This window comes from Shewanella sp. TC10 (genome assembly GCF_009663145.1).
In the GTDB taxonomy this organism is placed as follows: Bacteria; Pseudomonadota; Gammaproteobacteria; order Enterobacterales; family Shewanellaceae; genus Shewanella.
This window is the reverse complement of the sequence record NZ_VKHR01000015.1, coordinates 71,426-85,650: the sequence shown is the minus strand read 5'-3', so window position 1 is coordinate 85,650 and position 14,225 is coordinate 71,426. Positions and strand designations below refer to the sequence as shown.

The following is a 14,225-nucleotide window of genomic DNA, read 5'->3' as shown; positions in this document are numbered from 1 at the left end:
GTTGGCGGTAAGCATTGGCAAYTTGTTCACGCTCAGAAAGCGTTTGCGCGTAGGCTTGTCGTAAAAACTGCGTTAGCCAAAGTGTACCAAGTTGATGATTATCAACTGAAACGCCTTGTTTATTATTTAGATAAAACTTATTCCCTCGAGCTAACCCTGCTACGGCTTCTGAGTTTTAATTGAAGATATGCCTGGCGTTGATGCTATTCAATCTGGTGACATAGATGAAGGTATCGCATTAACGAAATCGGCTCGAAGATCTGCGATTGATACTTATACTCGTAATCTCAACTTATGCGTTGGATATACTAAAATGTCTAAGTTCGACATCGCAGAACAAGCCTGTACTGAAGCTGTAGAAATGGCCGTAAAAGCAGATAAACTGCCATCAATGCAAATGCGCGCATATGCATACAATAATCGTGGTGTAATGAAAGTATTGGCTAATGACAATGTTGGCGCGTTAGAAGACTTCCGACAAGCAGCAAAAGCAACCCAAGAGCCGCTCTACAAGCAAAACCTACTTCGCTTAGAAACGGAAATTAATAACACTGAAACGGGAACATTATAATTTGGAAGACGATCAACAGCGACAGCGAAACTTAACGTTTCGGCCTCATTATATTGAAAAGCCAATAGACATTGAGCCACTTAGGCCAATGTCTATTTTATTGGCAGATATAGGGTTATTCTTGTTGCAGTAAATGAGTAGATAACCTGCGATTAATGCCTATGTATGCCAGTAAGCAAAATAAAGCAAATAAAGCCCACATCTGCAGCCACTGCGGCATAACATTCGTCCAATCCGTTCCCATTTGATTTAACTCCAACATACCTAAAATTGCAGGCACAGCAGGAATAACTTGCGACACTTGTACCAATAAGTCGGGAATTAAGGCCAATGGCCATACAAAGCCAGATACAAACAAAATGGGCATAGACACTAATAATAATACTTGAGTGGGGAGTTCACGCTTAACGAATAAACAGCTTAAAGCAATACCGCAAGCCGCTGTCGATAATAAGAACGGCAGCATGAATAAACCGACTTCAGCCAATGTAGCTTGTACACTTACGTCATACCAATAGAAGCAATAACCTAAGTAGAAGCTAGAGAATACTGCATAAATAGCACAAAACACGGTTAGGCGGGCACCAATAAGTGCTAAAGGTGAAACCTCATTCCAGTAACCCTTTTTACGCCATTGTCCTGCCCCTAAGATCCCAGTACCAATTAACAATGTTTGATGCAAAATAAGCAAAAATAGCCCTGGAACAACATAAGGCGTATAACCCAAACTCGGATTAAATACAGGAACGCTATTAATGTTAACTGAGTTTAAACTTTGCTCCGCTTGTTTAGGGTTTTGGCCGCGAGCTAACAAACCCAACATTTGAACCTGCTTCCCAGCATCCATCCCTGCACTAATTAACCCTTCGGCAATAGCAGAGTATATGAGGAAATAACTCGCATCGCCGCCATAGCTTAATGTCGCGCCTTTGCCTAATAATAAATTTCGTCTAAAACCTTCAGGGATAACCAATAAGCCATGGGCTTTAGAGTCAGAAATCCATTGCTGGGCTTCATTAATGCTGCCAACTTGCGCCACAATTTTAATTTTAGGGCTCGCATCTGCATGCCTGAGTAATTGCCGGCTTAATGATGAATTATCATGATCAACCACGACTACCATTTGCTCAGTTGGTACCTGATTTAAGTAAGGTAATGGGTAAAGGACTGAGTAAAACAACACGCCACCAAACACAGTCACAACAATGGCCTTATCAGCCAAAATCGCTTTAAATTCGGCCCATAATAATTGCAGCCAACTCATAGACTGACCTCTGGCTTCTTACTTGAATGATCAGATTTAGTTGAGCTGCTTGCATGGCTTAAATGAGATCCCCCCTCAGATTGAGCCAAACGCTGCTTACGACTTAACACCCTATGTAAGCCCCAAGCCAAAGCAATAACAATCAAGAAGTACCAATAAGATAAAAACTGTTGCAGCACTTGTTGGGCTTGTGCGCCATAACTGATCACACTGATATGAGAATCAATATAATGACTTGAAGGCATGATTAACCGCCACCACTGCGCAACCAACGGCATGTCATTGACAGGAAAAGTGACCCCCATAAATGCAAATGCAGGAGCAAATAAAGCAGTACAAAAACTAACACTACGGGCCGGTTCGCGCATCAGTAAAAACACCAGAATAACGAGTGTCCACAATGCTAACAGCATCATCAGCAACGCAATAACTAACAGGCTCATTGAACCGGCAATGGGTAAGCCTAAATAACCATAAAGCCATACCAAAATGAAACAACCATGCAATACCATCATCGGCGTATAAAGTAGGACTTTACTAGCAACTTGAGACCAAAAATTATCAGGTAACAAATAGGTTTCTTTAGTTTTAATTAACGAGTCATTGAGCGTATTGACGAATGTCATCATGGCTAATAATTGCAAAAGTGCAATTAGCACTGGCGGGACTAAAAACCCAACATAGTTATTATTGCGATTAAACAGCGCCGTTGTCTGGCTAGTAACAGGACTTAGGTTGACTGCCACCGACGCGCTATTCACACCAATTAGTAACTGTTTTAGCCCTGCGACTTCCATAAGCCCCGCGCCTAAGCTCAGTTGTAATTGGCTAGAGAGCAGCTTACCGACTAATAAAAATTGGCTGTTATAACGAATATCTACCGTTGGGCTACCACTGGTTAATAGCGACTTTTTAAATTTATGAGGAAAAACCACTACAGCATAAACTTCGGCTTTTTTCATCGCAGCTTCAGCATCTGGTAATTGCGAGAAAGCTATCGGCTTGATGACAGAGTTGGCGGTTAAGTTTCTAGTTAAGGTACGTGTTAATTGGCTATTGTCTTGATCGACTACAGCTACAGGTAGCTGTCTTGGCAGTCCTGCGCTAAACAACCACCATAAACACAAAATGCTGACCAGCGGAATGTACGTCACCAAGGCCAATTGCCAAGGTGAGTGCCATAAACGCTTAAGTTCTTGATTTAATAAAGCCCGCATTCTTATACCCTAACGACTAGAAGCACCGTAACCACTAGAAGCAAATTAAAACTAGAAGCAAGTTAAAAACAAACTGCACCTTAATTTCTCGCCTTACAGATTTTGCTATTTTGCGTTTAGTAGCACAGACATACCCACTCTTAAATCTGCAATAGGACTATTTGGGCGAAGCTCTACTTCAAAAGTTCGCATATCAAAATCATGACCGCTTTCTGTTGAGCGCCAAGTGGCAAAACTGCCCATGACACTGATGTGAGAGATAGTGAAGTCTTCAGTCACTTTTAACGCAGGAATATTCAGCGAAACGGTTTGCCCTTGTTTAAAGTCTGCTAACTGATCTTCGCGAATTTGCATCACAGCCCAAGCATCTGAGATATCAATCAAACTCACCACAGGGAAGCCACTCGGTGCCAGTTCACCTGCTTGCAATAACACTTCGCTAACTTCGGCAACTTTAGGAGAGCGCATCTGACTGTCAGCTAATATAGCGCTAACTTCTTTTACCGCGCCCTCAGCCATACGTGCATTACCTGCTGCTGCGGCTTTAGTTTCGACCCGCGCACCTTCATCAGCCATTTGATACATAGCTAGCGCAGCTTGTTCGGTATATTGCGCCGCTTTCCATTGAGTAAAAGCTTCATCGCGTTTTTGTCTAGCAACCACGCCTTCATCGAATAAATTTTCGACTCGTTGATAAGTGGTTTCCATTAAATCTGTCGCTGCTTTAGCTTTTAACCATTGCTCTTTTGAAGCTGTCACTTGTTGCTGACGCGCGCCATTATCGGCTTCTTGTTGCATCGCTTTAGCGGCATCACGACCACCTTCTGCTTGCATCAGTTTTGCATCTAACTCTGGACTGTTAATCGCGAACAACAAGTCTCCAACAGCCACCTTGTCACCACGACGAACCATGACTTGCTCAACTCTACCAGGCACCTTAGATGAAATATTGTATTCACGAGCCTCAATTTGCCCTTGTAATACGGTTTCTTTCGGTTCAAATGCTAGCTTTAATCCGTAGGCTAATATTCCTAGTAGAAAAATAATTGCGATAACGGCAATAACTCGATTAGCCCGCATGTTGCTGCTCCTGTAATTGGGTTCGACCAATAAATTCGTCCACTTGACCACTAATGGCCATTAGTCTTGCGTAGGCTTGTACATAACGATATTGAGCGCCTAACTGCTGCGTTTTCACAGCGCTCAGCTTTAATTCTGCATCCACTCTATCAATTGAAGTTGATAGCCCTTGGTTGAATGCTAATTCCCTTAAACGAAGGTTTTCTGTGGCTAACGCTAGTGATGCGTTCAGCGCTTTCACTTCTTCATCTGCTTGTTGAAGCTGACGATAGCTTTGATCAACTAATAAGCTCAAATCTTGCTGTGTTTGGGCTTTAGTATATTTAGCTTGTAATAACGCGCTTTGCGCCGCTTCCACTTTGCCACTTCGACCATCTCGAGCAAATAGAGGCACATTCACACCCACACCCACCATCCAGTCTGGTTCAATTTGAGAAAATAAACTGTCGTCTTCATACAAGGTGTAATTACCATACAAGTAAACAGTGGGATGGTAGCGACCTTTTTCTAGCTGAATTAACCCGTTAGCTTGGGCCTCTTTAGCTTCAAGCAATTTAAGCGCTGGGTGTTGAGTTAAGGTGAGCTGGCTTAAACGTGGCAATGAGGGGGATTGCGGTAAGCTAAATAAGCCCGAGGTTGGATTCACATCCGATAGCTGTAGCATTCTAGATAAGGCGATTTGAGCCATTTCATGTTGACGCTTGGCACTGCCAAGATTCACTTTGGCATTTTCTAAAGCCACTTGGGCATTGAGTCGTTCAACTTTAGCGATTTGGCCTTCACGTTCTAATTTTTGTGCATGGGACTCATGCTCTGCGAGCGAATCCACCAGCTGCTGATTGGTTTCTACCAAGGTTTGGGTCACTGCAACGGCAAAATAGCGATCAACTAATTGAGTAAATAAATCTCGGGTTGTCAGTGAGTATTGATGCTTTTTTTCTTCAACATGAGCAGCGTGAATACCTTGAGCTGCAGTGATTTTACCGCCGGTATAAATCGGCCACATTGCCTGAAGACTTGCGCGGAAGATATCTTGCTCGGTAAATGGGGTGACAAACATTGAACCGGGAATGGCTGCTAATGCTTCGCCTAACGCCGGTGGTAGACCTGCTGGGTCAATCGCAGCTAACGGATTAAGGTCACGTAAGTCTAATTCAATGGGCTTTTCTAAGCGTGTGTAACTACCAGCTAGATTAACAGAAGGTAAATTCATGTCTTCGCCAGCGCGCTCTTCGGCTTCAGCACGACTGACTTCTTGAGACTGTGCTTTAAGTTTATCACTGACGGTTAATAGTTGCTGCCAAGCATTATTAAATGCAATAGGTTCTGCATGGCTAGGAGGAATCACTGAACATAGAGCGAGAAAGGACGACAACAATAGAAATTGCTTTGGCTTAGGTGTGCGTACAATACCAGAACTTAACACGCTTAAATTGAACACGTTCAAGCGCCTAATACCCGTATAGAAAATAGCTAAATGCCTCATTAACCTCATCCTTTAAGTAGAGCAATTACTCTATTGATGGCGAATTATAACTAGTTTTACTTTTCAAATATACAAGAGTGGGTTATCAAGATCACATAAATAAAAGGTGCCATAACGACACCTTTACAATAACTTAAGCAGTACCGCCTACAGTTAAACTGTCTAACTTCAAGGTTGGCTGGCCTACCCCAACAGGTACGCTTTGACCATCCTTACCACATACGCCAACCCCTTTATCTAGGGCGAGATCATTACCTACCATTGAAATTTGACTCATTGCTTCTGGGCCGTTACCAATTAATGTTGCCCCTTTGATAGCATCAGTCACTTCACCGTTTTCAATTAAATAGGCTTCAGAAGCCGAGAATACGAATTTTCCTGAGGTGATATCTACCTGACCACCACCAAAGTTTGGTGCATAAATGCCTTTTTTGACAGATTTAATCATTTCTTCTGGTGTAGAGGTGCCCGCTTCCATATAGGTATTGGTCATACGCGGCATCGGTAAGTGAGCATAAGATTCACGGCGTCCATTACCTGTGGTGGCTTCACCCATCAGACGGGCATTTAGCTTATCCTGCATGTAACCTTTCAGAATGCCATTTTCAATAAGCGTCGTTTTCTGAGTCGGTACGCCCTCATCATCGATACTCAATGAACCTCGACGATCTGCTATTGTGCCGTCATCAACTACTGTCACTAATTTTGACGCAACTTGTTGGCCAACTTTGCCACTAAATGCACTGCTGCCTTTACGGTTAAAGTCGCCTTCTAGACCATGGCCTACAGCTTCATGAAGTAATACGCCAGGCCAGCCATTACCCAGTACCACTGGCATTTCACCTGCTGGCGCATCAATCGCGTTCACATTAACTTGTGCCTGGCGAACCGCTTCACGGGCAAATTCAAAACAAACAGGTAAGCCAGCATCATCGGTGGCAAGAAATACACTGTAATCATGACGTCCACCGCCACCTGCGCTACCGCGTTCTCGCTTACCATTATCTTCTAAAATGACGCTACAGTTAAAACGCACTAATGGGCGAATATCAGCTGCTAGTGTGCCATCACTTGCGGCAACTAAAATCTCTTCGTGGACACCAGATAAACTCACAACCACTTGAATAATACGACTATCAAGGCTACGAATATAAGCATCAGTCTGTTTTAAAAGGTTGATTTTTGGTGCTTCTTCCATCGCTGCAATCGGATCTGCACTGTTATATAAGCCGTGAGTTTGATGACGCTTAAATGCATGAACCTTATGTTGCTGACCTGCTGAGGCGATCCCTCTAGCAGCTTCTGCGGCAGATTGTAGTGCTGCAGGAGTGATTTCATCAGCATAAGCAAAACCGGTTTTCTCGCCAGTGATGGCTCTTACACCAACACCACGTTCGATATGAAAGCTACCTTCTTTAATAATGCCATCTTCAAGTGCCCATGTTTCGTGGCGGCTACCTTGAAAGTACAAGTCTGAAAAATCAATATTATGTTGGTGGATAACCTTAAGATAATCTTGCAGACCATCTAGAGTTAACCCATCTTGTAATAAATTTTGTTCTACTTGAGCTAGAAATGGCATTAATTCTCTCTTTAAGCCTTTTGGCTTTTAAAATGATGCTAATCAACCACAGTCTTGATACTGTGATTATCGATAATTTGTGTTGTAACTGTGCTAATTAAACGCCAACTTTAATGTTTAGCGTTTCTAAGCCCTGTTAATCTTTGCTGCAAAAACAACCTTGAAAGATCAACAGGCCCTAGTTCTTTATCAAATCTGGTGCCGCAAATCGGTTATGTAGAACCACCGGAATTTGTTGTCTTATTTTTTTAAGCTCTGTTAATTCAATGGTACTTTGAACCCAGCCCAAGCCAGTTTTACGCTCTGCGACGACTCTACCCCATGGGTCAACAATCATGCTTTGTCCCCATGTTTCTCGGCTACCTTGGTTATGCTGGCCCCATTGATCTGCCGCTAAAAAATAGCATTGGGTTTCTATGGCCCGAGCCTGAATCAAGGTTTGCCAGTGAGCTTCTCCTGTGACTTTGGTGAATGCTGACGGCAAAGCGATAAAGTCAGCTCCAGCAAGGCGCAGCGCACGAAATAACTCAGGAAATCGAATATCATAACAAATGGCTAAACCAATATTCCCAAATGGCGTGTTCACCACCGTAATACGCTCACCAGGACAAAAAGTATCACTTTCTCGGTATGACTTAGTATTGTCAGCAACCTCGACATCAAATAAGTGTAACTTATCATAACTACCTAAGGTATCACCCGTATCATCAAATAGATAACTGCGGCTATATACACGACCATCTTCAGCTGTAATTGGAATAGTACCAGCGACCATATAAACTTGGTATTGATATGCTAGTTCGGCTAATGAATGCTTAAGCTCACTATTATTGTCGTCACTTGCTATCGCCAATTGCTGCTGTTCATGACCACCAAACATCAAACAACATTCAGGTAAAACAACTAATTGAGGCTCGCCTTCTTGCCTTGTAAGTAACTTAAGCTGCAAGTCGATAAATGCCAGATTGGCTGCTACATCTTTGCTGCTCTGACATTGCAGTAAACTGATTTGCATGGCTGCCTCCTTGGCTTATAGATTGAAAGCGATCACCCTGCTTGTAATCAATAAAAGATATGACATTGGTGTCTGAGTTTGTAGTAATAGCCGTTTCTGCATCGAGTTTTATCGAATTATTGGTTTCACTTTTAGCTTCGATACTTTGTTCGATGCTTTGTTCGATGCTTTCGTTGAGAACTTCTTCAACTTGCGCTTCACTTGGTGCGCTTGTTTCTGTATCGATTTGTGTATTAATTGCTGTTTCGTCAGATGCTGTGATAGCAGTACCTGTTACTTGAGTCGTTGCACTTGTCACTTGAGTCGCATCAGTCTCTTCTACAGGTTGTTCAGTACGTGGCAGAATTGATTCAGGAATTTCTATTTCTTTACTTTTACGCTCTAATTCCTCTAACTGAGGATCTGTCATGGTGCCGCCTAAGCGGAATCGAATTTCAGATATCACCTCAATGACTGGTTCTAACACCTTAGTTAATGCAAAAGCCCCTAAACCTAAGGTCCATGCACTGGTGCTCAATAATACTACCGTAGGCACGCTAGACGCTAACTGAGGTATAAAGCGGATGTCATAATTTAAGCTTTGAGTGGTTAAATCAGTATAACCCCGCACCTTCATGTTGCCTGCAATCGCATCCATTTCAGTGTCTGTTGTTTTCACTACACCATTATCAATATCTAATGAACCGCCAAAGGAATCAAAATACAACCCTTTGCCAAACACATCAGAGAAATCAAGCGACAGCTTTCTCACTAAAGAATCTAAGCTAAACAGTGAGAATATACGGGCACCCTTGTCACTGATCTCTGATAAATAACCTTTGCCTAAATCAAAGCGTAATTTGCCGTTTAGGGTTTCTAAAGAAAACGCATAGGGTGCACCTTCCCATGAGAACTCACCCACCATATCCACTGGTGCTTCCTTAAGGCCAGGGTTAATAGCTAATGCCTCAGATAAAGCATCAAATTTACTGGCTTTAATATTGACATCAAATTTGGTTAGGCTTGTACCTTCTGCAAAAGTCCAGTCTCCCGATGCTTGCAAGCTCACAATAGGTCTAGTCATCGTTAAGGTCTGAAAGCGATAGCCATTTTCATATGGAATACCTTGAAGCACCAAATGACCAAGCTGTGTGTCATATAGGCCAAAATCATCTACATCGACGGCTAATGGCGGCAAATTATCCAATAGGTTATCTGGTGAGTATTGTGCTTCTTCAGGCGCTTTAATTACAGGTGCTAAATGTAATTTACTGGCTACAATTTTAAGCCCTTGTTCACGCCAACTTGGGTAAAAATCAATATGGCCTTCAAGTTGTTCAGAGGCAATATCAAAGCGCCAAACATGCTTTAATGGCTTGGCTGTAAAAGTTAGGTTTTCAAACTCTTGGCTTAAAATATTTAACGAGCCAATACGTGCATCAATTAAGGTTAATGCTGGGAAAAAGCTCACTTTGTCGCTTAACGAATCATCGACGACCTTGTTTTTAATTGCAGGGCCTATAATTGCAGAGTCCTTAACATTTAAGTCTTTAACAGTTAAGGACTCTGTGTTCGCAGCAATATTTTTTGTTAGCGCTTCTTTCGCCGTGTGATCAACTAAAGCTTCTGACTCTTTAGCAATCTCAACCTTGTTCCCTGTAGACTCATTTTGAATAACACTAGACTGTTGCGCAGCCATAATCATGTCAGTCGGTGCAATGGATTGAGTATGAACAATAGTGTCAGCTGGCGCCGTAGCATTATCTTTTACGTTCTTTTCAGGAAGTGCATCAATACTTGAATTTACTTTATCAGTAAATTTACTAATGATAGGCAACCATTCCGTCAATTCAGCTTCAGGCAAATCGATTTGAATATGCCCCTGATCTTTGACTAGTTGGTCACCCAACTTAAAATGACGGCCTAACAATAAATCGTAATGTGCGAGATGGTCGCCAGTATCTTCATTAAAGCCACCCCAAAACTCTGCTTCCTTTCCCAATTTAATGCTCAAAGAAGATTGCTTATTATCACCGACTAATTCGGCCCTTAAGGCTTTCGGCTGCTCAATATCTTTTGCAAATGGTGCAGGTAATGAAAGCGAGGTTCCAACTAAATCAGAATTAACTTGAACTTGCAGGCGGTAACCAGTGGGATCAAATATCATCGTCAAGGCACCATCCCAAGCCATGTCGCCAGAATAGTATTCGCTTAATGGATTATCGATATAGTCAGGTAATGTGTCTAAATCCCACTGACCAGCAAGATCGACAGTCAGAGCTAAATCTCCAGTATTTGTCGGCTCTGTGGCAAAGCCAAACGTCAGTGGTTGCTCAAACAGATTAGCATTGATCTGTTCACCACTGACTTCAGCGTTATTAAACGCTACGTTGCCAGTTACCTTTTCAAGGTTTAGGCCCGGCGTACTGACATATACCGCATTATCATTAAAAGTGATTATGCCTTTATTGTCAGCTTTTCCACCTTCATACAGCGGAATAGTTAAATCTAATTCACTGACAATATCACCGGATATTTGCACAACATTTAACGTTGGACTAATAGAGTTTTTAAGCGGTGAATTATCAATAACTTCTTTGGCGTCATCAGCATCGGCGCCCACTTTAGCCTCAACTTTTAAGGTTGTTTCTTTACCCATAAATGGAATATAGACATGCGCGCCATCTGCTGGAACGGATAAAAGATTGCCTTTATTGACTAAGATGTCCATTGCCGCATTTTCGAATAAAGCATAGAGGCTCAAGTCATCAACCGCTGGCCAGTCAGGCTGAAACAAAAAAGCGCCATCCTTGAGGTTAAAACCGGCCTGAAAAATTCCGGATTGGTCTTGGTAAGGAAATTGATTCAGTTGTCCATGCCAGACAATATTGGCATCTGGAATACTGCCTTTGAGTAACGAATTATTCAAATAGCTCACCAAATTGTCACTCATCGTATGTAATGGGAAGTATCTACCTGCATTATCAACATCTGAAATGGCAACATTGGCGCTTAAAGCAAGATGAGCATCTTTATCCATATCCAATTGCATTGAGGCTGCAATGTCGATATCGGGATTATTAAAATGCACATTAGGCAAGGTTAAACGAGACTTTTCGACGCTATATTGGACTTGAAATGCATCGCCTTTAAGCGCTAGAGGCGCTTCGAAACCATCCTGAAAATCTAATAAGTAATCTTGCTCAGGAAATTCAGCATTCAGTAAACCATTGGCCCATGAAATATTAAAATCTATTGGACTGGTTCCCGGAATATTATCCATTGCCGACCATTCTAGCTGTTTGACGGCTGTTTTTAATAGGAATGGTTTACCAGGCTCTTTTAAAAGCTGCAAAGGTCCAATAACACCTTTAGGGGATAATGCCCGCCACTTCTCGACCCCTTTTTCGCCCATTTTAGGAATAAGAGGTAATAAGGGCGTCAATACTTCAGGCGCGATTTTATTAATGCTAACTGACAAATCACTGTAATTTGTTTTAAGAGATAAATTAAGTTCAGGCCACGGTACGCCATTGGTGGAAAAATCTAAATCATGGCTACTGACTTGCCAGCCATTATTGTTAGGTTGCCATTTTAATGCACCGCCATTAATCGCAAACTTCTGATGCTGACCTGACGTGTTCCATTGTAGCCAACTAGGTTCAAACGTTAATAACCCTGTATTAATCGTTCGGTACTCAATGCCTAACCAAGCTTTAAGATTAACCACACCTTCAAATTCAATGTTGTCTAGTTTTAATAGAGGGTCATGCTGCCTTGAAGCCCATTCGCCTAAATCTAACGACTTGGCAGATAGGTATATCTGCCCCACTAATTCATCTGGATTATAACCATCACCCTCCAAATCAACCCTTAATGCCAATAGCTCTTTTGCAGAAGCCTCTGAATCAAGGTGCATAAAGCCTTTGCCTTGGTGTAATTCAGGGCTGTTATGCCAAATAAAGTTACTGATAAATATCGGTCGAAAATCATGGGTTGAACTTAGCAGTTGCAGCGTGCCGTCACTAATAGAAAAATACTCTAACTGCTCTAACAATAATGCATATAACCAGTCTAAATTCGTACTGCTTGCCGGCTCAGCGTTGCCTGTAGAAAGTTCGTCAACATTGAGCGCGACATGAATACCATCGAAATTCACCGTTTCAATTTTTGGTGATAGGGTCAATAAGGTTTGCCAGAAATCGAGCTTAAAATGAACCTTATTCGCAATGATGGTCACGGGTAATTTTTGCTGAGGAGGAATAACGAGATTATTGACAGTTAACGCGGGGCCAAAAGCTTGCCACTCAGCCGAAAGCTTACCTATTTGAACTTCAACCTGATACTGCTCATGTAAATAATTTATCACTTCATAGCGAGCTTCAGGCAGCTGTGGCAGTAAACCGCGGATGAGACTGACCGCCAGCGCAAATAGTACTAATACTACGGCTACGGTTTGGAACAAAAAACGACAAACTTTAACGGTTTTACTCTTAGGCACTACACCATCACCACGTCATACTTATTTTGAGTATATAAAGTTTCATTTTGTAGGCGGATTTGCTTACCAATATAAACTTCTAACTCTGCTAATAAATGGCCTTCCTCGGTGCTTAAACTCTTATAAACTGCAGGTGAGCAATACAATAAAAACTCATCAGCGGCATAAGCGCGATTTAAACGAATGATCTCTCTAAAAATTTCATATGAAACCGTCTCTACGGTCTTCATTGAACCTGTTCCATTACAAGCAGGACACTCGCCACACACAACATGCTCAAGACTTTCTCGAGTACGTTTACGGGTCATTTCCACTAGGCCTAGACCAGAAAAACCACTGACACTGGTTTTCACTCTGTCTGTTGCTAATGCTAAGTTTAGGCTATCTAGCACTCGCTTTTTATGCTCTTCATTCATCATATCGATAAAGTCGATAATGATAATGCCGCCTAAGTTACGCAGCCTTAGCTGTCTTGCGATCGCTTGAGTTGCTTCTAAGTTGGTATTAAATATAGTTTCGGCTAGATTACGATGACCAACAAATGCGCCAGTATTAATATCAACAGTGGTCATAGCCTCTGTTTGATCAATAATCAGGTAACCACCAGATTTAAGTTCGACTTTACGGCCTAACGCGCGCTGAATTTCGTTCTCAACATCGTAAAGCTCAAAAATCGGTGATGGCCCAGCATAGTGTTCAATTTTCTCTGCAATTTCAGGCATAAATTCTTGTGCAAAGCCTTCAATTTCAGCAAAGGTGCGACGCGAATCCACTTGAATATGATCAAGTTCGGTGCCAACAAAATCCCGGATAATCCTTACTTGGAGCGCTAAATCTTGGTACAACAAGGTCGCACCTTTTCGTTTTCTGCGCTCGCTAACTTTAGCCCACACTCGTCTTAAAAATGCAGCGTCTTGAGCAAGCTCATCATCACCAACACCTTCAGCTGCGGTGCGAATAATGAAACCACCATCTTCGTCTACATAAGGCTCTGTAATTTTCTTTAAACGGCTTCGTTCTGATTCTTCTTCGATACGCTGGGATACACCAACATGGCTAGAGCCAGGCATGAACACGAGATAGCGGGAAGGTAAGGTAATATCTGTGGTTAAACGAGCGCCTTTGGTGCCAAGAGGATCTTTAACCACTTGTACCATAATGTCTTGGCCTTGACGGACAAGCTCAGCAATATCACGTACAACAAAGTTGCCCTTTTCAACATCGGCCACACATTCTGTGTGCGGCACAATGTCTGAAGCATGTAAGAATGCGGCTTTCTCTAGGCCAATATCTACAAACGCCGCTTGCATGCCAGGCAGAACACGGCTGATTTTACCTTTATAGATATTACCAACAAGACCACGCTTCATGCGGCGCTCTATGTGAACTTCTTGCAATACACCATGTTCTACAAGCGCTACCCTTGCTTCAGTTGGTGTGACGTTAATCAGTAATTCAGATCCTTTTTTACGCTGTGCTTTTGTTTGCATAAGCCACCTGTTTAACGCCCCGTTGCAAGGATGATGCTTT

At 42.3% G+C, this 14,225-nt stretch carries 9 protein-coding genes; 1 reads left to right on the top strand and 8 read right to left on the bottom strand.

What is annotated here, in order from left to right:
- Positions 1-187: 187 nt before the first annotated feature.
- Positions 188-571, top strand: a complete 384-nt coding sequence (locus tag FNZ24_RS07525) for a hypothetical protein (protein ID WP_153913869.1) — start codon at positions 188-190, stop codon at positions 569-571.
- Between the two features lie 115 nt (positions 572-686).
- Here FNZ24_RS07525 and FNZ24_RS07520 read toward each other — a convergent pair whose 3' ends face one another.
- The 8 genes from FNZ24_RS07520 to rng form a co-directional block, all read right to left on the bottom strand.
- Positions 687-1,835, bottom strand: coding sequence for an ABC transporter permease (locus FNZ24_RS07520; protein ID WP_153913868.1), 1,149 nt, complete (start codon positions 1,833-1,835; stop codon positions 687-689).
- Complete coding sequence (locus tag FNZ24_RS07515; RefSeq protein WP_153913867.1) at positions 1,832-3,052, bottom strand: ABC transporter permease; 1,221 nt, start codon at positions 3,050-3,052, stop codon at positions 1,832-1,834. Before FNZ24_RS07515 ends, FNZ24_RS07520 begins: the two co-directional genes overlap by 4 nt.
- Before the next feature lie 105 nt (positions 3,053-3,157).
- Complete coding sequence (locus FNZ24_RS07510) at positions 3,158-4,132, bottom strand: HlyD family secretion protein (protein WP_153913866.1); 975 nt, start codon at positions 4,130-4,132, stop codon at positions 3,158-3,160.
- The gene (locus tag FNZ24_RS07505; RefSeq protein WP_153913865.1) at positions 4,122-5,618 is read right to left on the bottom strand and encodes a TolC family protein; all 1,497 of its coding nucleotides are present in this window, start codon (positions 5,616-5,618) and stop codon (positions 4,122-4,124) included. Before FNZ24_RS07505 ends, FNZ24_RS07510 begins: the two co-directional genes overlap by 11 nt.
- A gap of 133 nt (positions 5,619-5,751) precedes the next feature.
- The gene (gene tldD, locus FNZ24_RS07500) at positions 5,752-7,200 is read right to left on the bottom strand and encodes a metalloprotease TldD (protein WP_153913864.1); all 1,449 of its coding nucleotides are present in this window, start codon (positions 7,198-7,200) and stop codon (positions 5,752-5,754) included.
- A gap of 178 nt (positions 7,201-7,378) precedes the next feature.
- The gene (locus tag FNZ24_RS07495; RefSeq protein WP_153913863.1) at positions 7,379-8,215 is read right to left on the bottom strand and encodes a carbon-nitrogen hydrolase family protein; all 837 of its coding nucleotides are present in this window, start codon (positions 8,213-8,215) and stop codon (positions 7,379-7,381) included.
- Positions 8,139-12,695 (bottom strand): YhdP family protein, encoded by a 4,557-nt coding sequence (locus tag FNZ24_RS07490; RefSeq protein WP_153913862.1) that lies wholly within the window; start codon positions 12,693-12,695, stop codon positions 8,139-8,141. Before FNZ24_RS07490 ends, FNZ24_RS07495 begins: the two co-directional genes overlap by 77 nt.
- Positions 12,695-14,185: a ribonuclease G gene (gene rng, locus FNZ24_RS07485; protein WP_153913861.1), complete on the bottom strand. Its 1,491-nt coding sequence runs from the start codon at positions 14,183-14,185 to the stop codon at positions 12,695-12,697. The genes FNZ24_RS07490 and rng overlap by 1 nt, the downstream gene beginning before the upstream one ends.
- Positions 14,186-14,225 lie beyond the last annotated feature (40 nt).